At 70.9% G+C, this 19,594-nt stretch carries 16 protein-coding genes; 6 read left to right on the top strand and 10 right to left on the bottom strand.

Features of this window, described 5'->3' with window-relative positions; all coding sequences use genetic code 11:
* Nucleotides 1-34: 34 nt before the first annotated feature.
* Genes ABZU75_RS14035 through pgsA form a run of 4 tightly spaced genes read right to left on the bottom strand, consistent with a single transcriptional unit; the run spans nt 35 to nt 3,307 of the window.
* Entirely contained in the window at nt 35-574 is a 540-nt protein-coding gene (locus ABZU75_RS14035) for a hypothetical protein (RefSeq protein ID WP_355553607.1), read from the bottom strand.
* Nucleotides 571-1,767 carry a glycosyltransferase family 4 protein gene (locus ABZU75_RS14030; RefSeq protein WP_355553604.1) on the bottom strand — a complete coding sequence of 399 codons (1,197 nt, stop codon included), beginning with the start codon at nt 1,765-1,767 and terminating at the stop codon, nt 571-573. The genes ABZU75_RS14035 and ABZU75_RS14030 overlap by 4 nt, the downstream gene beginning before the upstream one ends.
* On the bottom strand, nt 1,764-2,678 hold the full coding sequence (locus ABZU75_RS14025; protein ID WP_355553601.1) for a phosphatidylinositol mannoside acyltransferase: 915 nt from the start codon (nt 2,676-2,678) through the stop codon (nt 1,764-1,766). Before ABZU75_RS14025 ends, ABZU75_RS14030 begins: the two co-directional genes overlap by 4 nt.
* An 11-nt stretch (nt 2,679-2,689) precedes the next feature.
* Nucleotides 2,690-3,307 (bottom strand): phosphatidylinositol phosphate synthase, encoded by a 618-nt coding sequence (gene pgsA, locus ABZU75_RS14020; RefSeq protein WP_355553598.1) that lies wholly within the window; start codon nt 3,305-3,307, stop codon nt 2,690-2,692.
* A 274-nt stretch (nt 3,308-3,581) separates the two neighbouring features.
* Here pgsA and ABZU75_RS14015 point away from each other — a divergent pair, with 274 nt between their 5' ends.
* The 3 genes from ABZU75_RS14015 (at nt 3,582) to ABZU75_RS14005 (ending at nt 9,783) form a co-directional block, all read left to right on the top strand.
* A complete protein-coding gene (locus tag ABZU75_RS14015; protein ID WP_355553595.1) occupies nt 3,582-5,714 on the top strand; it encodes an elongation factor G-like protein EF-G2 in 2,133 nt (710 codons plus the stop codon).
* 159 nt (nt 5,715-5,873) lie between these two features.
* On the top strand, nt 5,874-7,460 hold the full coding sequence (locus ABZU75_RS14010) for a family 10 glycosylhydrolase (protein WP_355553592.1): 1,587 nt from the start codon (nt 5,874-5,876) through the stop codon (nt 7,458-7,460).
* Between the two features lie 208 nt (nt 7,461-7,668).
* Entirely contained in the window at nt 7,669-9,783 is a 2,115-nt protein-coding gene (locus ABZU75_RS14005) for a hypothetical protein (RefSeq protein ID WP_355553589.1), read from the top strand.
* On the opposite strand, the gene ABZU75_RS14000 is transcribed toward ABZU75_RS14005, so the two are convergent.
* Entirely contained in the window at nt 9,726-10,277 is a 552-nt protein-coding gene (locus ABZU75_RS14000; protein ID WP_350927251.1) for an HIT domain-containing protein, read from the bottom strand. The genes ABZU75_RS14005 and ABZU75_RS14000 overlap by 58 nt on opposite strands.
* 183 nt (nt 10,278-10,460) lie before the next feature.
* On the opposite strand from ABZU75_RS14000, the gene ABZU75_RS13995 reads away from it, so the two are divergent.
* A complete protein-coding gene (locus ABZU75_RS13995; RefSeq protein ID WP_355553585.1) occupies nt 10,461-11,126 on the top strand; it encodes an Asp23/Gls24 family envelope stress response protein in 666 nt (221 codons plus the stop codon).
* Nucleotides 11,127-11,210: 84 nt separating this feature from the next.
* On the opposite strand, the gene thrS is transcribed toward ABZU75_RS13995, so the two are convergent.
* Together thrS and ABZU75_RS13985 are read right to left on the bottom strand one after the other, a co-directional pair.
* Nucleotides 11,211-13,178, bottom strand: a complete 1,968-nt coding sequence (gene thrS / locus ABZU75_RS13990; RefSeq protein ID WP_355553582.1) for a threonine--tRNA ligase — start codon at nt 13,176-13,178, stop codon at nt 11,211-11,213.
* Between the two features lie 68 nt (nt 13,179-13,246).
* Entirely contained in the window at nt 13,247-13,852 is a 606-nt protein-coding gene (locus tag ABZU75_RS13985; protein WP_355553579.1) for a glycoside hydrolase family 25 protein, read from the bottom strand.
* A 93-nt stretch (nt 13,853-13,945) separates the two neighbouring features.
* Between ABZU75_RS13985 and dapD the strand changes: the two genes are divergently transcribed.
* Both dapD and ABZU75_RS13975 read left to right on the top strand, forming a co-directional pair.
* Nucleotides 13,946-14,923 (top strand): 2,3,4,5-tetrahydropyridine-2,6-dicarboxylate N-succinyltransferase, encoded by a 978-nt coding sequence (dapD, locus tag ABZU75_RS13980; RefSeq protein ID WP_355553576.1) that lies wholly within the window; start codon nt 13,946-13,948, stop codon nt 14,921-14,923.
* 176 nt (nt 14,924-15,099) lie between these two features.
* Entirely contained in the window at nt 15,100-15,714 is a 615-nt protein-coding gene (locus ABZU75_RS13975; RefSeq protein ID WP_355553573.1) for a hypothetical protein, read from the top strand.
* Nucleotides 15,715-15,739: 25 nt separating this feature from the next.
* Here the strand turns inward: ABZU75_RS13975 and ABZU75_RS13970 are convergent, their stop codons facing one another.
* The 3 genes from ABZU75_RS13970 to recQ form a co-directional block, all read right to left on the bottom strand.
* Entirely contained in the window at nt 15,740-16,636 is an 897-nt protein-coding gene (locus ABZU75_RS13970; protein WP_355553570.1) for an LLM class F420-dependent oxidoreductase, read from the bottom strand.
* A gap of 97 nt (nt 16,637-16,733) precedes the next feature.
* Complete coding sequence (locus ABZU75_RS13965; RefSeq protein ID WP_350927237.1) at nt 16,734-17,396, bottom strand: TrkA family potassium uptake protein; 663 nt, start codon at nt 17,394-17,396, stop codon at nt 16,734-16,736.
* Nucleotides 17,397-17,529: 133 nt separating this feature from the next.
* Nucleotides 17,530-19,428, bottom strand: a complete 1,899-nt coding sequence (gene recQ, locus ABZU75_RS13960) for a DNA helicase RecQ (RefSeq protein WP_355553565.1) — start codon at nt 19,426-19,428, stop codon at nt 17,530-17,532.
* Between the last annotated feature and the right edge of the window lie 166 nt (nt 19,429-19,594).

The raw sequence follows: 19,594 nt of genomic DNA, 5'->3' as shown, positions 1-19,594 counted from the left end.
TCCGACTTGTCAGTTACTCCAGTTTATGTGTGGCTTATTCGGCGGCCAGGGCCTTCGGCGGCGCATCGTCGATCTCGAAGAAGCCCGGATACTCGGTGTGCCCGGCCAGCCGCAGCGTGCGGGCCAGCCAGCGGCGTTGCGCCGCGCGGGTCACGCCCACCGCGTTGTTGTAGAACCGGCGGGAGTAGAGGACCTTGGCCACCGCGGCCCCCAGCTCCTCCAGCAGGTCGGAACCTGCCGGAGTGTCGGCCAGCCGGTCACGGAAGCGCTCCTGGTCGACGACGGCTCGCAGGGTGCGCGACAGGTCGCTCTCGGCGTGCTCACGCTCCTCGGGACCCGCCGTACGGGCCTCGTGGGCGGCCGCGGCCAGCACCAGGCTCGTCGCCGGGTCCAGCAGCCGGGAGGCGGCCAACTCCAGGCTGACGGCGGTCCGCCGCACCAGGGCGGCGTCCAGGGACTCACGGGCCAGCTCCAGCCGGATGTGCAGCCGGTCGAGCCTGCCCGCCCGCCAGGAGATGTAGACGGCGCAGAGCACCACGATCGCGCCCACCACCAGGATCAGCGTGGTCGTCACAGCGTGTCGTTCCCCTCGGCCCAGGCCCTGCTCGCCACTGTGCCCTCGGCGTCCCCTGCGCCCTCGGCGCCCTCGGCGTCCTCCTCGACCCCGGCCGTACTCGCCACCGTCTCGTAGACCCGCAGGACGTCACGGGCGACCGTCGACCAGTCGTACTTCCGCACGGCGGCGCGGGCCTCCTGCGACAGCTTGGCCCGGCGCACGGGGTCGTCGAGCAGCTCGGCGGCCCGGCGGGCGAGCGAGGTGGCGTCGCCCGTCTCGAACAGCGCTCCCGCCTGGCCGTCGTCGAGCACCTTGCGGAAGGCCGGGATGTCGCTCGCCAGGATCGCCGCGCCGGCCGACATCGCCTCGGTCAGCACGATGCCGAAGCTCTCACCCCCCAGGTTGGGCGCGCAGAAGACGTCGACCGTGTGGTAGGCACGCACCTTGTCCTCCTCGCTGACCATGCCGAGCAGGCCGATCCGGTCGTGGAGGGCGGCCGGGACGCGCTCCAGCACCTCGGCGGCGTCACCCGGCCCGGCCAGGAGCAGGCGCAGCGCCGGCCGCTCGGCGGCCAGCAGGACGAACGCCTCCAGCAGCACCGGCAGGCCCTTGCGCGGCTCGTCCATCCTGCCGAGAAAGCCGATCACCTCGCCCTCGTCCCAGCCGGGCAGCGGCTCGCCCTCGGCGTAGCGGCCGACCGTCACCCCGTTGGGGATGAGCACGGCGTCACCGCCCATGAACTCGACCAGGGTCTTCCTGGCCGCGTCGGACACCGCGATCCGGCCGGTGATCTTCTCCAGCGCGCTCATCAGCACCGAGGCCGTGACCGAGAAGGACCGGGAGTTACCGTACGAGGCGTGGAAGGTGGCCACGATCGGCCCCCTGGCCACCCAGCAGGCGAGCAGCCCCAGCGAGGGGATGGCCGGTTCGTGCACGTGCAGCACGTCGAAGGCGCCCTCGCGCACCCAGCGGCGCACCCGGTTCGCCGACAGGAACCCGAACGACATCCTGGCCACCGACCCGTTGAAGGGCACCGGAATCGCGCGGCCCGCCGAGGTCACGTACGGGGGCAGCGGGGCGTTGTCCGCGGCGGGGGCGATCACCGAGACGTGGTGGCCTTCCTCCATGAGCGCCTCCGCGAGATCGCGGATGTGCACCTGGACTCCGCCCGGCACGTCCCAGGTGTAGGGGCAGACGATGCCGATCCTCATCCCCTGGGCTCCAGGTCCTCGAGCCAGAGGCGCTGGAGCATGTGCCAGTCCTCGGGGTGCTCGGCGATGCCCTTCTCGAAGACGCCCGCGAGGCTCTGCGTGACGACGGCCACCTTCTCCTTCCTGGTGCCCTCGGCCGGGACCGCGATCTCCTCGTGGAACTGCAGGCCCCAGCCGGTCCCCTGGAAGTAGGGGATCGCCGGGATGAGGGCGGCCCCGGTGTGCACGGCCAGCAGGCCGGGGCCGGCGGGCATCCGCGTGGCCGAGCCGAAGAACTGCACCTCGACACCGTTCGCGGTCAGGTCGCGCTCGGCGGGCAGGGCGACCGGGAGCCCGGCGCGCAGGCGCTGCGCCAGGGTGCCGAAGGTGTGACCGTCACCACCGGTGAGCGGCAGCACCTCCATGCCCAGCCCCTCGCGGAAGGCGGTGTAGCGATGGAACAGCGACTCGGGTTTGAGCCGCTCGGCGACCGTGGTGAAGGGATGTCCCGTCCCGGCGAACCAGGCGCCCGCCTGGTCCCAGTTGCCCATGTGCGGCAGGGCGAGGACCACGCCGCGCCCGGCGGCGAGGTTGTCGTAGACGGGCTCCGCCCCGATCACGTGCATCCGGGAGACGAGTTCGGCGACGGGGATCGAGGGCAGCCGGAAAACCTCGTGGAAGTAGCGGAAGTAGGAGCGCATGCCGTCGCGGCTGAGCTCCCGGATCGCCGGGTCGCCCGGCGAGGTGCCCTTGACCCTGGCGAGGTTGGCCTCCAGCCTGAGCACCGACTTTCCCCGGTGCCTCCACAGCCGGTCGGCGGCGGCGCGGAAGGCCCAGGCGGTGAACCGCTCGGGCAGGCGGGGCACGATCCTCCATCCGGCGCCGAACGCGGCCGCGACGAGACGGTCCTGGGGGGAGGGCTTGTCTGTCATCGATTTTCCGATCAGCGGAGGGGCCGGGGCGAGGTGGAGACGGCCTGCCGGCGCACGTGCAGCAGGCGCTGGCCGACCGTGACCGCGCTGGCCGCGGCGAGCAGCCAGAGCCCCGCGGCCAGGATGTACGGCACACCGAGGCCGCCGAGGCCGGCCGAGACCAGACCCACCACCAGGCGCTCCGGCCGCTCGGCGAGACCGACGTCGCACGTCATGCCCAGCGCCTCCGCCCTGGCCTTGACGTAGGACACCACCGCTCCGGCGACGAGGCAGAACAGCGCGACCCCCGCCAGCGTCCGCTGATCGCTCACGATGAACCAGAACACCAGCCCGGAGAAGATTCCCGCGTCGCCGACCCTGTCGAGCGTGGAGTCGAGGAAGGCGCCCCAGGTGCTTCCCACGCCCGTCATCCTGGCCATGACCCCGTCGAGGAGGTCGGCCAGCACGAAGAAGGTGATCACCATCGTGCCCACGAACAGCTGGCCCCGGGGGTAGAAGAACAGCGCGGCGGCGACGGTGCCGAGCGTGCCCACGGCGGTGACCGCGTTGGGGCTGATCCCGCGGCGGGTGAGTGCCCTGCCCAGCGGGGTCAAGACTCGGGTGACGGCGGGGCGCAGAAGTTTCAGCATCGCGCTCCGATCGTAGGCCACCCGGCCTGAGAGCGCGCATCGGCGAGCCGTGTGACAAGGCGTTGCCGTCACGGCGAGAGCTCTCCGGAGGAGGCTCGGACACCTAGCGATCAGACTTCCCGCTCGCAATAGGATCGCCCCACCCCTCTTGTGATATTCGCCACATGGGTATTTGGTGAACACACCGCGTCCATGCGGTGTATGGACGCGGCAGCGGATCCCGGGGGTGGGCCCCACCAGGCCGCGCCCCTTCGGCAACGACGCGGGAGGCGATGTGGCGGAGAGAGCAACCGGCGGAACAGCGGGAGCCGCGGGGAGGGCACCCACGGTCGATCAGCCGGACAAGATAAGAAACGTCGTGCTGGTCGGCCATTCCGGTGCCGGGAAGACAACGCTCGTGGAGGCGTTGCTGGCCGCGACCAAGACCATCCAGCGGCCCGGCCGGGTCGAGGACGGCACGACGGCCAGCGACTTCGACGAGGTCGAGGTGCGCCAGCAGCGCTCGGTGAATCTCACCGTGGCCCCCGTGATCCACAACGACATCAAGATCAACCTGCTGGACACGCCCGGCTACGCCGACTTCGCCGGCGACCTGCGCGCCGGGTTGCGCGCGGCCGACGCGGCGCTGTTCGTCGTCTCGGCCGTCGAGGGCGTGGACGGCCTGACCAGGATGCTCTGGGAGGAGTGCGCGGCGGTCGGGATGCCCCGCGCGGTCGTGATCACCAAGATCGACCACCAGCGGGCGAACTTCGAGGACGTCCTCGCCGCCTGCCAGGAGGCCTTCGGCGACGGCGTCTCGCCGCTGTACCTGCCGGTGGTGACCAACGGCAGGGTGAACGGCCTGATCGGGCTGCTGAGCCAGAAGTTCTACAACTACGCGACCGGCACCAGGACGGAGAACTCCCCAGGCCCGGCCTACGCCGACCAGATCGAGATCTACCGGGGCACCCTGATCGAGGGCATCATCCAGGAGAGCGAGGACGAGTCCCTGATGGACCGTTACCTCTCCGGCGAGGAGATCGACACCAAGGCCCTCATCGGGGACCTGGAGAAGGCCGTCGCGCGCGGCGGCTTCTACCCGGTGCTGGCCGCGGGGACCGGCGTGGGCGCGCTGGAGGTCCTGGAGCTCATCACCCAGGGCTTCCCATCGCCACCCGAGCACCCGATGCCGGAGATCACCTCGATCGACGGCCGGCCCGTCGCCGGTATCACCTGTGACCCCGACGGGCCGCTGGTCGCGGAGATCGTCAAGACGACCAGCGATCCGTACGTGGGCCGGATCAGCTTGGTGCGGGTCTTCTCCGGCACGCTGCGCCCCGACATGACGGTGCACGTCTCGGGGCACGGCCTGGCCGACCGCGGGCATGAGGACCACGACGTGGACGAGCGCATCGGGGCGCTCTCCTCGCCGCTGGGCAAGCTCCAGCGGACGACCGCCAAGTGCGTGGCCGGGGACATCGCGGCGGTGGCCAAACTGTCACGCGCGGAGACCGGCGACACCCTGTCGGACCGGGAGAACCCGCTGGTGATGAAGGCCTGGACGATGCCGGAGCCGCTGCTGCCGGTGGCGATCCAGCCCAAGTCCAAGGCCGATGACGACAAGCTGAGCCAGGCGCTGCAGCGGCTGGTCGCCGAGGACCCGACACTCCGGCTGGAGCACAACCCCGAGACCCGCCAGCTCGTGCTGTGGTGTATGGGCGAGGCCCACACCGACGTGCTGCTGGAGCGGCTGAGCAGGCGGCACGGTGTGGAGGTGGAGAAGATCGAGCTGCGGGTGCCGCTCAGGGAGACCTTCGGCGGCCGCTGCCAGGCCCTGGGCCGCAACGTCAAGCAGACCGGCGGCCACGGCCAGTTCGCCGTCTGCCACCTGGAGGTCGAGCCCCTGCCGTCCGGCGGCGGCTTCGAGTTCGTGGACAAGATCGTCGGCGGCGTGGTGCCGCGCCAGTTCATCCCCTCGGTGGAGAAGGGCGTACGCACCCAGATGCAGCGCGGGGTCCTCGCCGGCTACCCCATGGTGGACGTGCGGGTGACGCTGTACGACGGCAAGGCCCACTCGGTCGACTCCTCCGACATGGCCTTCCAGATCGCCGGGGCGCTCGCGCTGAAGGAGGCCGCGACCAAGGTGCCCACGCTGCTGCTCGAACCCGTCGACGAGGTGTCCGTGCTGGTCTCCGACGAGCACGTGGGCGCGGTGATGTCCGACCTGTCCTCGCGCAGGGGCCGCGTGCTCGGCACGGAGCCGGTGGGGGTGGGACGTACCCTGGTCAGGGCCGAGGTGCCCGAGCTGGAGATCACCCGGTACTCGATCGATCTGAGATCCATGTCACACGGCACGGGGACGTTCCAGCGGGTCTTCCTGCGCTACGAGCCGCTCCCGTCACATCTGGTGGAGAAGGTCACCGGCTGATCGGGCGATGAGGCGTGTGCCCGGCGGCACGTCGCCACCAGGTGGACACACCCCATCGGACACACGCCTCCCAGCACGCACTCGCATAACAAAATCATCACGGAACGATTTCTTTTTTCCGGCCAGAGCACACCGGTCCAGGTGCCAGACTTGGGAACCATGCGAAACGGACGCCCTCTTCTGGCCGCTGCCGCCCTCGCCGTTCTGACCACGGGTGCCGCATACACCTTCGGCCCCGACACCGCGCCGGCCCGGCCCAAGGGCGCCAAGAGCTCGGCGGTCTCGGCCGAAACGGCGGGAGCGACGACCTCCACCTCGGCACAGTGCCCGGTGGATGTGAGGTACCCCAAGCGGCAGTTGCGCGGGGTGTGGATCGCCACGGTCAAGAACATCGACTGGCCCTCGCGGACCGGCCTGTCCACCGCCCGGCAGCAGGCGGAGTACGTCAGGATCCTCGACAACGCGGTCAAGCGGCGGTTCAACGCGGTGTTCGTCCAGATCCGCCCGGCCTCCGACGCGCTGTACAGGTCGAACCTGGAGCCGTGGTCGCAGTATCTGACCGGCACCGCGGGCAAGGACCCCGGCTGGGACCCGCTGCCCTTCCTCGTCGCCGAGGCCCATCGGCGCGGCCTGGAGTTCCACGCGTGGTTCAACCCCTACCGCGCCTCCCCCGACGGCGACCTGTCCAGACTGCCCGCGAACCACCCCGCCCGGGTCCACCCCGAGTGGATCGTCAAGCACGGCGGCCAGGCCTACTACAACCCCGGCCTGCCCGCGGTCCGCGACCACGTCACCAAGGTCGTCAAGGACGTGGTGACCCGCTACGACGTCGACGGGGTCCACTTCGACGACTACTTCTACCCCTATCCCTCCGGGAACGCGAGGTTCGCCGACGACGCCGCCTTCGCCAAGTACGGCAAGGGCGCCAAGCTCGCCGACTGGCGCCGCGCCAACGTCAACAAACTGATCGCGCAGGTCGACAGGGCGGTGCACGAGGTCAGGAACAACGTGAAGTTCGGCGTCAGCCCGTTCGGGATCTGGCGCAACAAGTCCGAGGATCCCACCGGCTCGGCCACCGGCGGCATGTCGGCGTACGACTCCATCTACGCCGATGCCCGCCACTGGATCCGCAAGGGCACCGTCGACTACGTCATACCGCAGCTCTACTGGCCGCGCGGCTTCAAGGCCGCCGACTACGACGTGCTGATGCCCTGGTGGGCGAACGAGGTCAAGGGCACCGACGTGCACCTCTACATCGGCCAGGCCCTGTACCGGGTCGGCGCCACCGACACCCCCGCCTGGACCAGGCCCGGCGAACTGCCCTCCCACCTCACTCAGAACCGCAAGCACAAGCAGGTCTCCGGCGACGTCTACTTCAGCGCCAAGCAGCTGTCCACCGACCCTCTGGGCGTACTGGACCGCATCGTCAAGAGCCACTACCCGCGCCCGGCGCTGCTGCCGCTGATCAAGGACCGCGGCGGGCAGGCCCCGGCCAAGCCCGCGGACCTGCGGCTCCAGGGCACCTCGCTCAGCTGGAAGAGCTCCCCGGAGGCCCGCTCGTACGCGGTCTACCGGATCGCCTCCGGCAAGCCAGGCGAGTGCGCCACCGCCGACGCCCGCAACCTGGTCGCGGTCGTGCCCGCGGTGAACGGCGACCGCCAGACCTTCACCACGACGGGCGGCGGCACCTACCTGGTCACCGCCCTGGACCGCCTGCAGAACGAGAGCGCCCCCACCGGGAGCTGACCGGACACGCCCACGCCCTCTCGGACACGCGTCCGTGCCGACGTGGGCGCGCCGTGGGACGGGCAGGGCGCGGCGGTGAGCGCCCGGGTACCCCGCGGCCTGCCTCCGGACTCGCCGCGCCCCCGGCCACCCCCGGATTCGCTGGACCCGTGACACGATCTTCCCCTACGGTGCGAGCACCTGGCAGAAGCTAAAGGGGAGGTCGTCGGTGAAGCGGACGCTTTTCGCGTTTGCGCTGGTCCTGGGATTGCTGTGGCCAGGTGTCGCGCAGTCCGCCACGCGGGTGGACGGGCGGGTGGTGCTGATCGGCATTCCTGGCCTGCAGTGGAGCGACCTCAGCCCCGGCGGCACCCCGAATCTGTGGCGGCTGGCCACGCAGAGCGCGATCGGCTCGCTGTCGGTCCGCGCGGTGGGCCGGGTGACCTGTCCCTATGACGGCTGGCTGACGATCTCGGCCGGGGTGAGGTCCGCGGTCGGCTACGGCTGCGGGCTTCCCCCGCTGCCCGAGGCCGACAAAACGGGTGCCGTCATCCCCGGCTACGGATACCTGCGCGACGTCGCCGGGCAGCGCAACGCGGGCGCCCTCGGCGAGGCCGTGCATGCCGCCGGGGAGTGCACACTGGCGATCGGCCCGGGGGCCGCGCTGGCACTGGCCGACAGATCGGGCAGGGTCGACGTGTACGCTCCCTCCCCCGCGCAGATCCGCTCGGGCGTGCTCACCAGGTGTCGTGTGATCGCCGTCGACATCGACGATCTGATCAGGCCCTACATCACCGACGGACGGCTGCCCAAGGTCGAGGAGCGGCTCACCCCGCAGCAGCGGGCGGCGGCGCTGCGCCTGGCCGACGCCAAGGCCGGAGCGGTGCTGAGCGTGCTGCCCAAGGATGCGCGAGTGCTGCTGGCGGGCCTGTCCGACCACGGCGCCGACCCGCACCTTCGGGTTGCCATGATGCGCGACGGAGACCTCTCCGGCCGCTTCCTGGGAGCGGCCTCCACCCACCGCGACGACATCACGATCCTGCCGGACGTCACCGCGACGGTGCTCTCCCTGACCGGCGTCGAGGCACCGCCGGGCGTGGTCGGGCTCCCCTGGCAGGCGAGCGAGAGGCAGACCGGCACCACCGAGGCCGCACGGGCCGACCTGGAGAGGGCCGACGTGGCCGGGCAGACGATCAGGAACGTGGGCGGCGTCTTCTTCACCTCGGTCGCCGTGCTGCAGGTCGCCTTCTACCTGACCGCGTTCCTGCTGTTGCGCCGCGGGCGCGGGCTGAGGCGCATGCGCGTGGCCGCGGTGGCACTGGCCTCGGTGCCCGCCTCGACATACCTGGTGAACCTCACCCCCTGGCAGGACGCGCGTACACCGCTGCTCGCACTGGTCGGCGGGATCGCCGGATGCACCCTGCTGCTGGCCACGCTGGCGCTGGCGGGGCCATGGCGGCGCGCACCGCTCGGACCACCGGCGGTGGTGGCGGGGGTGACCGCGGCGGTGCTCGCGGGCGACCTGCTGACCGGGACGACCCTGCAGCTCAACAGCGTGATGGGCTACAGCGCCGTGGTCGGGGCCCGCTACTACGGCCTGGGCAACATCCCGTTCGCGCTCTTCGCCACCTCGGTGCTGCTGCTGACCGCCACGATCGCGCACCGGCTGACGCGCGGAGGCCACACGGGTGCGGCGGTCACCGCCGTGGCGGTGCTGGGCGGCTTCGCGATGATCCTGGGCGGCTGGCCGGGCGTGGGCAGCGACTTCGGCGGCGTGATCGCGTTCGTACCGGGGATCGCGGTGACCGCGCTGCTGATCGCGGGCAGGCGGGTCTCGATCGTCAAGCTGGGCGCGTTCTGCGTGGCGGGCGGCGTCACCGTGATGGGCATCGCCTACCTCGACTACCTGCGCCCGCCTGCTTTCCAGACGCACCTGGGGCGCTTCGTCGGCCAGGTGCTCACCGGCGAGGCCACCGAGGTGATCGGCCGCAAGCTCGGCGCGATGCTGGGCACGCTGCTCAGCCCCAACCTGATGCCGGTCGTGATCGCCGCGACGGCGTTCCTCGTCTACGCGCTGCTACGGCCGGAGCAGGCGACCGCGGGGGTGCTGCCCGCCGCGTTCGCGCACTCCCCCGCGCTGCGGGCCGGGTTGATCGGCACCCTGGTCAGCGGGGTGGTCGGCATGCTGGTCAACGACTCGGGCGCCGCGGTGCTCTCCATGGCACTGGCGCTCGCCGTGCCGCTGACACTGTCGGTGGGCATCAGGACCTTGGGCGGAGCCTCGCGCTACGACGAGGCGGGCCAGGAGCCGGCGAGCAGTTCCCTTGTGTCACGCAGCAGCTGAGGAAGCACCCTGGTCTGGCCGACGACGGGCATGAAGTTGGTGTCGCCGCCCCAGCGGGGCACCACGTGCTGGTGAAGGTGGGCGGCGATCCCGGCGCCCGCCACACCTCCCAGGTTCATGCCCACGTTGAAACCCTGCGCGCCGCTGGCCTTGCGCAGGGCGACCAGCGCCCGTTTGGTGAAGTCGGCGAGCTCGGTGGTCTCGGTCTCGTCCAGGTCCGCGTAGTCCGGCACGTGGCGGTAGGGGCAGACCATCAGATGGCCGGAGTTGTACGGGTAGAGGTTGAGCAGCGCGAAGACCGCGTCACCTCGGGCGACGATCAGGCCGTCCTCGTCGCTCATCTGGGGGATCTCGCAGAACGGGCAGCCGTCCTCGGGACCCGAACCCGTCGGTTTGCTGGCCCCCTTGATGTAGGCCATCCGGTGCGGAGTCCAGAGTCTCTGGAACGCGTCCGGTGTTCCCGCTCCGTACTGCGCCTCCGGCTCGTTGCTCATGGTCGCCAGCATATTGCCAAGCCGATTCCCTCGGTCTGGCGCCTCCCCCGCCGGGGCACCGGAATCGGCCGGTATCCGGCGGCTGGACGGGATCCCGATCTATATCTCACCGTATTAACGGACGAATGCCGCAAATTTCCGGCAGAATCCCCCAGCAAGACCACCGACAGCCGAGGAGTACCCATGACCGACGTCTCCGTCGAGGAGCCGACCGAGGAGAGCGTGTCTCCCGCCGAGACCGGCGGCAGGCCCACCCGCCCGTTCTCCCTCAGCCTGTCCCTGTCCGCCGACACGGAGCCGCCGGCATCCTCCACGAGCGAGCCCGTCCTGGCGGTGGTCGAGACGATCACCCCGGCACCGGACGAGGTGCCCTCCCCTTCCCCGGCCGTGACGGCGATCGTGTCTCCCGTCTCTCCGCTGACTCCCCCGGCCCCGGTCACCCCGGTGTCCTCGGCCGTGGTGAAGGGCCGGATCAAGGTGGCGGACGAGGTGGTGGAGAAGGTCGCGGCCCTCGCCACCCTTGAGGTCACGGGCGTCGCCGAGCTGGGGGGCGAAACCGCCCACGCGGTGGAGCCGGTGCGTGAGCGGGCCGGCATCGGTGCCAGGCGCGGCCCTCGGGGCGTCAGCGCCCATGTGCAGGACCGTACGGCCGCGGTGGACGTGTCGATCGTGGCGGAGTACGGGCACGTGGTGATGGACGTGGCCAACGAGGTGAAGACCAACGTGGCCCGGACCATCAGCCGGATGCTTGGCATGCGGGTCGTCGAGGTCAACGTCGACGTGGAGGACGTCCGCCTGCCGGGCGAGATCCGGCCCGAGGCACCCGCCGAGCCCGCGAAGCACGACTAGGGACGCCTGGCGGGGCCTGGCCCCGCCAAAGGAACGGGTCCGGCCCCCGAGGGGAAGCCGGACCCGGAACGCCTCGGAGAAGGCTCAGACCTGGAGACGGCGCTCGATCGCGTCGACGATCTCGGTGATCGCCTCGTCGACCGGGACCCCGTTCTTCTGCTCGCCGTTGCGGAAGCGGAAGGAGACAGCGCCGTTGGCGATGTCGTCGTCGCCCGCCAGGAGCATGAAGGGCACCTTGGACTTCTGCGCGTTGCGGATCTTCTTCTGCATCCGGTCGTCGGAGGCGTCGACCTCGATCCTGATGCCCCGCTCGCGGGCCTTCTTGGCGACGTCCTGAAGGTAGGGCACGTGTGCCTCGGCGATCGGGATGCCGACCACCTGGACCGGCGCGAGCCAGGGGGGGAACGCGCCCGCGTAGTGCTCGACCAGGACGCCGAAGAAGCGCTCGATCGAGCCGAACAGCGCCCGGTGGATCTTGACGGGACGCTGCCGGGTGCCGTCCGCGGCCTGGTACTCGAGCTCGAAGAGCTCGGGCAGGTTGAAGTCCAGCTGGATGGTCGACATCTGCCAGGTGCGGCCGATGGCGTCGCGGGCCTGAACGGAGATCTTCGGACCGTAGAAGGCGGCGCCCCCGGGGTCGAGGACGAGCTCCAGCTTCTCGGACTCGGCGACCTCGCGCAGCGTCTCGGTCGCCTCCTCCCACACCTCGTCGGGACCGACGAACTTCTCCGGGTCCTTGGTCGACAGCTCCAGGTAGAAGTCGTCGAGCCCGTAGTCGCGGAGCAGGTCGAGCACGAAGCGCAGCAGCGACTTGAGCTCGTCGCGCATCTGCTCGTGAGTGCAGTAGATGTGCGCGTCGTCCTGCGTCATGCCGCGCACGCGGGTCAGGCCGTGGATGACGCCGGACTTCTCGTAGCGGTAGACCGTGCCGAACTCGAACAGCCGCAGCGGCAGCTCCCGGTAGGAACGCCCGCGGGACCTGAAGATCAGGTTGTGCATCGGGCAGTTCATCGGCTTGAGGTAGTACTCCGCCCCCTCCAGCTCCATGGCCGGGAACATCCCGTCCTTGTACCAGTCGAGGTGGCCGGAGATCTCGTAGAGCTTGCTCTTGGTGATGTGCGGGGTGTTGACGAAGGAGTAGCCCGCCTCCTCGTGCCGCTTGCGCGAGTAGTCCTCCATGACGCGGCGGATCACGCCGCCCTTGGGGTGGAAGACCGGCAGGCCGGAGCCCAGCTCGTCGGGGAAGGAGAACAGGTCGAGCTCGGCGCCCAGCTTGCGGTGATCCCGCTTCTCGGCCTCCTCCAGCAGGTGGAGGTACTCATCCTGCTTCTCGCGCGACTCCCAGGCGGTGCCGTAGATCCGCTGGAGCTGCGGGTTCTTCTCGCTGCCCCGCCAGTAGGCGCCGCCGGTGCGCATCAGCTTGAACGCCGGGATGGACCGGGTGGTCGGCACGTGGGGGCCGCGGCACAGGTCCTTCCAGCACAGCTCGCCGGTCTTGGGGTCGAGGTTGTCGTAGATGGTGAGCTCGGCACCGCCCACCTCGACGCTCTCCTCGTCGGCGACCCCGCCCTTGAGGCCGATCAGCTCCAGCTTGTACGGCTCGGCGGCGAGTTCCTCGGCCGCCTGGTCGTCGGAGACGGGCCTGCGGGAGAAGAGCTGGCCCTGCTTGACGATCTCGCGCATGCGCTTCTCGATGCGCTTGAGGTCGTCGGGGGTGAAGGGGTTCTTGACGTCGAAGTCGTAGTAGAAACCGTTCTCGACCGGCGGGCCGATGCCCAGCCTGGCCTCGGGGAAGATCTCCTGAACGGCCTGGGCCATGACGTGCGCGGTGGAGTGGCGGACGATGGCGCGCCCGTCGGGGCTGGCCGCCTCGACCGGTTCGATCACGTCGCCCTCGGCCACCGGGGCCGCGAGGTCCTTCAGCTCGCCGCCCACGCGGGCGGCGACCACGGAGCGGCCGTCCGCCTCCAGCGCCTCCCCGTACGTCGTGCCTCCCGCCACCACACGCGCGGCTCCGGCGAGGGTGATACGAAGTTCTGGCACGGCCGACACGGTTGCTCCCTGGGAGACGTCGATGGATGGTCCGAAATCGATGCTACCGGTGTCGGCGACGCGATTTCTCAGGCGTCGCGGCTCCGGCGGTAGCCCAGCGAGGTCAGCTCGGCCCGGGTCCCGCGAAAGACGTTGCGATCCAGCGGCTTGTGCGAGTGCTGGTGAATGGTCCACCTCCGCCACGGGCTGGGCACCTGCGGCCTGCCCCGGGGCGCGTCGGGCGCGGCGATCCACAGCGGGTAGGTCTCCAGCCCGGCGCAGTTGCCGTTCTGCGCGAACGCCTGGAACGTGTAGACCACCGGCTTCACCCCGGCCAGCGCGATGATCGCCTGACACCAGCTGCGGGCGAACCGCGCCACCCTGGCGGCGGGCAGGTGGTCGTTGGTCTCCAGGTCGAGGGCGAGCAGATCGCCCCTGCGCAGCCCTCCGGCCCGCTGCACGATCTTCAGGAAGTGCACCGCCTGCACCTCGGGGTCGCCCGCGGGGCGGGCGAAGTGGTAGGCGCCGCAGACGATCCAGCTCTCGCGCATGCCGTTCCAGTTGGTGCCGAACCACTTGTCGGTGAAGGTGCTCCCCTCGCTCGCCTTGGCGAAGGCGAAGGAGACCCCGCCCTTCGCCTGCGCGCCCCAGTTGACGGCGCCCTGCCAGTTCGACACGTCGATCCCCTGCAGCATGGCGGCCACGCTAACCGGCGGGCACTGCGGGCACACGCCCGACGCTCCCTCGGCATACTGCCGTTGCGACCGCTTTGGCTAGGCTTGGTCGGTGTGAACGCAGCAGCTCAGATCTCCGGCGCGTACGCGACCGGCATCGCGACCATAACTTCCGGCGGGACCGTGCTCGACACGTGGTTCCCGTCCCCGCAGCTGGGCGAGCCCTCCGCTCCGGGCACCAGCCGGCTGAGCGCGCAGGAGGCCGCCCAGGAGCTCGGCTCCGAGGTCGCCGCGCTGCTCGGCGTGGACGAGGACCGCGGCGTGGAGGTGGTCGCGGTGCGGACTCAGATCACCAAGCTGTCGGAGGCCCCGGCCGACACCTACGACGTCTACCTGCGCCTGCACCTGCTGTCGGCACGCCTCGTCCAGCCGCACGGCCTGAACCTGGACGGGCTGTTCGGCCTGCTCGGCAACGTGGTGTGGACCAACCACGGTCCGTGCGCCGTCGAGGGCTTCGAGCGGGTACGGCTCCGCCTGCGCGCCCGCGGCCAGGTGACCGTCTACGGCGTGGACAAGTTCCCCAGGATGGTCGACTACGTGGTGCCCAGCGGCGTCCGGATCGCCGAGGCCGACCGGGTCCGTCTCGGCGCGCACCTGGCGAGCGGCACGACCGTGATGCACGAGGGCTTCGTCAACTTCAACGCCGGGACGCTCGGCGGCTCCATGGTCGAGGGCCGTATCTCGGCGGGCGTCGTCGTGGGCGACGGCTCCGACGTCGGCGGCGGCGCCTCGATCATGGGCACCCTGTCCGGCGGCGGCAAGCAGGTCATCTCCATCGGGCAGCGCTGCCTGCTGGGCGCCAACAGCGGCATCGGCATCTCCCTCGGTGACGACTGCGTCGTGGAGGCGGGCCTCTACGTCACCGCCGGGACCAAGGTGGCCCTGCCCGAGGGTCAGGTGGTCAAGGCGGCCGAGCTCTCCGGCGCCTCCGGCCTGCTGTTCCGCCGCAACTCCACCTCGGGAGCCGTCGAGGTCGTGCCCCGCCAGGGGACGGGCGTGGAGCTCAACAGCATCCTGCACGCCAACGACTGATCAGCGGCACGCCGCCGCGCTCGCGGGGGTGTTCCGGAGGCCGTGGGGCCCGCGGATGCTCGTCCCCGGGTCTCCCGGCTGGCAGGGTGGCCTTTCACGGACCTCACCCCGATGCGGGCGCCTCCGGCCTCCTGCCCGGATCTCGGGACCGAGGTCCTGGCGCTGGAAGGATTCAGATGACCGGTCAGGAGATGGCGGACGACGGGAGCGGCGCGACGGCGGCGGCCCGGTGGCTGACGGGGCTGTTCGCGCCGCAGGTGCTGGTCATCGGGCTGCCCCCGGTCGTCGGCCTGGTGGCCGACGGGTGGCGGGGCGGGGCATGGGGCCTGGTGGCCTCAGCCCTGTGCGGCGGCATTCCCGCCCTGGTGATCCTGGCCGGGGTCCGTTCCGGACGCCTGGACTCCCACCATCTGGTCGACCGGGCGAGCCGGACCAGGCCGCTGCTGGTGGCGGTCGCGGCGGTGGTCGTCGCGCTGGTGCTGCTGATCTCCCTCGGCGCGCCGCGTCTGCTGGTGGCCACGGTCACCGCGATGCTGGCCGCGCTCGCGGTGACGGTCCCGATCACTCTCAAGTGGAAGATCTCCTTCCACGCGGCCGTGTCCGCGGGCACCGTGGTGGTGCTGGCCCACGTGCTGCCCGCGGCGCCCACCCTGGTCGTGGGCGCGCTGGTGGTGGCGACGGTGTGCTGGGCGCGGGTCCGGCTCACCCACCACACCCCCGCCCAGGTCGCCGCCGGGGCCGTGACCGGTGCCGGCACGGCCTGGGCGGCCCTGAGCGCCTTCGGCGTCTGAGCGGGGCGGGTGCGGGGGCGACGCGTCAGAGAAGGCTCTTGAGGAACTCCCTCGTCCGGGTGCCGGGAGAGTACTCGGCGGCGACGAAGTCGGTGACCCCCGCCTTGGCGAGCGCCTCGATCCGCGCCGACACCTCGTCCTCGTCTCCGACGATCGCCACGTCGGCCGGGCCCGCGGCCCCCTCCCGATCCAGCATCGCCCGGTAGGACGGCAGCTGGCCGTAGATCTCGAACCGCTCCGCGGCCAGCGCCCTGGCCGCCTCGGCGTCGTCGGTGACGCAGATGGGCAGCGCGCACACGATCCTCGGCCCGGGGCGCCCCGCGGCCCGCGCGGCCTCGGTGACGGCGGGCGCCACATGCTCGGCCACGGTCCGGGGACCGGTCATCCACAGCACGGTGCCGTCGGCCGTCTCCCCGGCCAGCCTGAGCATCCTGGGGGCCAGCGCGGCGATGAGCACGGGCATGTCCCTCGGTCCCGGTGTGCTCAGCCCGAGCTGTCCGGTGAGGGTCTCCCCCTGGAAGGACGCGTTCTCCCCGCGTACCAGCGGCATCAGGATCGACAGGTACTCGCGCATGTGCCGGGCGGGCCGCTCGAAGCCGATGCCGTACATGCTCTCGATCACCAGCTGGTGCGAGAGCCCGATGCCGAGCGTGAGCCGCCCGTCGAGGGCGGCGTTGACCGTGAGCGCCTGCTGGGCGAGGGCCGCCGGGTGGCGCGGGTAGGTCGGGACGACGGCGGTGCCGAGTTCGATCCCGGGCACCTGGTTTCCGGCCACGGCGAGCGCGGTCAGCGCGTCGAGGCCGAAGATGTGGGACATCCAGGCGGAGGAGAAGCCGTCGTCGGCCGCGCGGGCGATGCGCTCCCGCAGCTTGCCGAGCACGTCCGGCTCTTTGGGTTCGTTGAGCAACAGTCCGAATCGCATCGCTACCGAACTCCGTTCTAGTGGTTCCGCCCAGTGTAGATCGACGACGGCGACCACACACGGATATACCGGCACGCGGGCCACATGGCGGGGGCGGTCACGGGAGCTCGGTGAACCGCTCCACCTGCTCTATCTTGCCCGCGATGACGATCACGTCGCCGTAGCTCAGCACCGTTCCGGAGTCGGCGTAGGTGAACTCGTCGTACTGGCCCTTGACGCAGACCACCGTCACGCCGTACTTGCGCCGCAGGTTGGACTCGCCCAGGGGCACGCCGACGTACTCGCGGGGCGGCCGGGTCTTGACCACCGCGTAGTCGCCGTCCACCTCCATGTAGTCGAGCATCCGCCCGTTGAGCAGGTGGGCCAGCCGCTCCCCCATGTCGTGCTCGGGGAGGATCACGTGGTGGGCGCCGACCCGCTCCAGGATGCGGCCGTGCTCGCGGCTGATCGCCTTGGCCCAGACGTCCTCGATCTCCAGTTCGACGAGCAGGGAGGTGGTGAGGATGCTGGACTCCAGGTCGGTGCCGATGGCGACCACCGCCCGGTAGAAGTCGGGCACTCCGATCTGGCGCAGCGCCTCGATGTCCGTGGAGTCTGCGACGACGACGTGGGTGAGCTTCCCCGCCAGGCTCTGCACCACCTTGGGGCGGCTGTCGATGGCCAGCACCTCGGTTCCCCGCCGGGAGAGCTCGAGTGCGAGGGAACCGCCGAAGCGGCCGAGCCCGACGACCACCACGGGGTCGTTCCTTCTGTCAGGCAACGATCGTCCTCTTTCGGGAGTCCGCAGCCGCGGGGGGCCGTCAACGCGAGGAGCCCGGAGGTGGACGACAGCCTCCAGGCCCCTACCTGCGTGTCATTGGGGCGCTGAGGCCCGGATTCCGCCCGATTCTACCTCAGGGGAAGGCCAGGAGACCTTCCTCGCTTCCCGTGGAATCGGGGCCGGAGCCGGTACCGGCGAGGGTGTCGAGGACCTGCTGGCCGTACTTGGCCAGCTTGTTCTCCCCGACCCCGCTCACCGTGCCCAGCTCGGCCAGGGACGAGGGGGACCGGGTCGCGATCTCGCGCAGGGTCGCGTCGTGGAAGATCACGTACGCGGGCACCCCCTGCTCCTTCGCGGTGGCTCCGCGCCAGGCGCGGAGCAGTTCGAACACCGGCACCGCCTCCTCGGGCAGCTCGACGGGCTCGGCCCGGCGCGAGGAGGAGGTCTTCGCAGCCTTGGCGGGCCGGGCCGCCATCGTAGGCTCGCGCCGCAGCGGGACCTGGCGCCGGCGCCCCAGCACCTCCGCGCTCGCCTCGGTCAGCACCAGCGTGCCGTAGTCCCCCTCGACGGCCAGCAGCCCCTGCGCCAGCAGCTGGCGCACCACACCACGCCACTCGGCCTCGCCCAGCTCCGTGCCGATGCCGAACACCGTCAGGCCGTCGTGGTCGTGCTGGATGACCTTGGCCGTCTTCTTCCCGAGCAGGATGTCGATGATCTGGCCCGCGCCGAACTTCTGGCGGCGCTCGCGCATCAGCCGGAACACCGTCGACAGGACCTTCTGCGCGGCGACCGTGCCGTCCCAGGACTCGGGCGGCGACAGGCAGGTGTCACAGTTGCCGCAGGCGGCGGCCTGCTGGCCGAAGTAGGCGAGCAGCAGCACGCGGCGGCACTCGACCGCCTCGCACAGGGCGAGCATGGCGTCCAGGTGGGTGGCCAGGCGGCGACGGTGGGCGTCGTCACCCTCCGAGGTGTCGATCATCTTGCGCTGCTGCACGACGTCCTGGAGGCCGTAGGCGAGCCAGGCGGTGGAGGGCAGGCCGTCGCGCCCCGCCCTGCCGGTCTCCTGGTAGTAGCCCTCGATGGACTTGGGCAGGTCGAGGTGGGCGACGAACCGCACGTCGGGCTTGTCGATGCCCATGCCGAACGCGATCGTGGCGACCATGACGAGGCCGTCCTCGCGCAGGAAGCGTGCCTGGTTGGCGGCGCGGGTGCGGGCGTCGAGGCCCGCGTGGTAGGGCAGCGCCTGGATACCGTTCTCCACCAGGAACTCGGCGATCTTCTCGACCGAGTTGCGCGACAGGCAGTAGACGATGCCCGCGTCCCCGGCGTGCTCGGCGCGGAGCAGGTCGAGCAGCTGCCGCTTCGGCTCGTTCTTGGGAGCGATGCGGTACTGGATGTTGGGCCGGTCGAAGCTCGCCACGAAGTGGCGGGCCTCCTCCAGGCTGAGCCTGGAGGCGATCTCGGCGTGGGTGGCCCTGGTGGCCGTGGCGGTCAGCGCGACGCGCGGCACGTCGGGCCAGCGCTCGTGCAGCGCGGACAGGGCGAGGTAGTCGGGCCGGAAGTCGTGCCCCCACTGGGCCACGCAGTGCGCCTCGTCGATGGCGAACAGCGAGATCGTCCCGCTGTCGAGCAGGCGCAGCGTCGCGTCGACCCGCAGCCGCTCCGGCGCCAGGTAGAGCAGGTCCAGCTCACCGGAGAGGAAGGCCGACTCGACCTGGCGACGCTCCTCGAACTCCTGGGTGGAGTTGAGGAACCCGGCCCGCACGCCGAGCGCCGTCAGGGCGTCGACCTGGTCCTGCATGAGCGCGATGAGCGGCGAGATCACCACCCCCGTGCCCTTCCGCACGAGCGCGGGGATCTGGTAGCACAGCGACTTGCCGCCCCCCGTCGGCATGAGCACCAGGGCGTCGCCGCCGGCCACCACGTGATCGATGATCTCCTGCTGGCCCTCCCGGAACGAGTCGTAGCCGAAGACGCGCTGCAGGACCCGCGACGCGTCGCTCACCTCGGGGTCGTTCTCGGGGAAAGACATCGGGTCATTGTACGAGGCACCCCCGACAGCCGGGGGCGAACCGGCCACAAGGCCGGAGGACGGCGAAGGTGCCGCCGGGAGGGACGCCCCCGTGGGCCGCTGTAGGGCTCGTCTGCCTTGTCTACGCATTCGCGCGCGAGGATCGGCCCGCGTTCATCGCCGCATC

Source organism: Streptosporangium sp. NPDC005286 (assembly GCF_040607515.1).
In the GTDB taxonomy this organism is placed as follows: Bacteria; Actinomycetota; Actinomycetes; order Streptosporangiales; family Streptosporangiaceae; genus Streptosporangium.
Note: the sequence above shows the minus strand (reverse complement) of the source record. Positions and strands in the feature narration are given on the sequence as shown.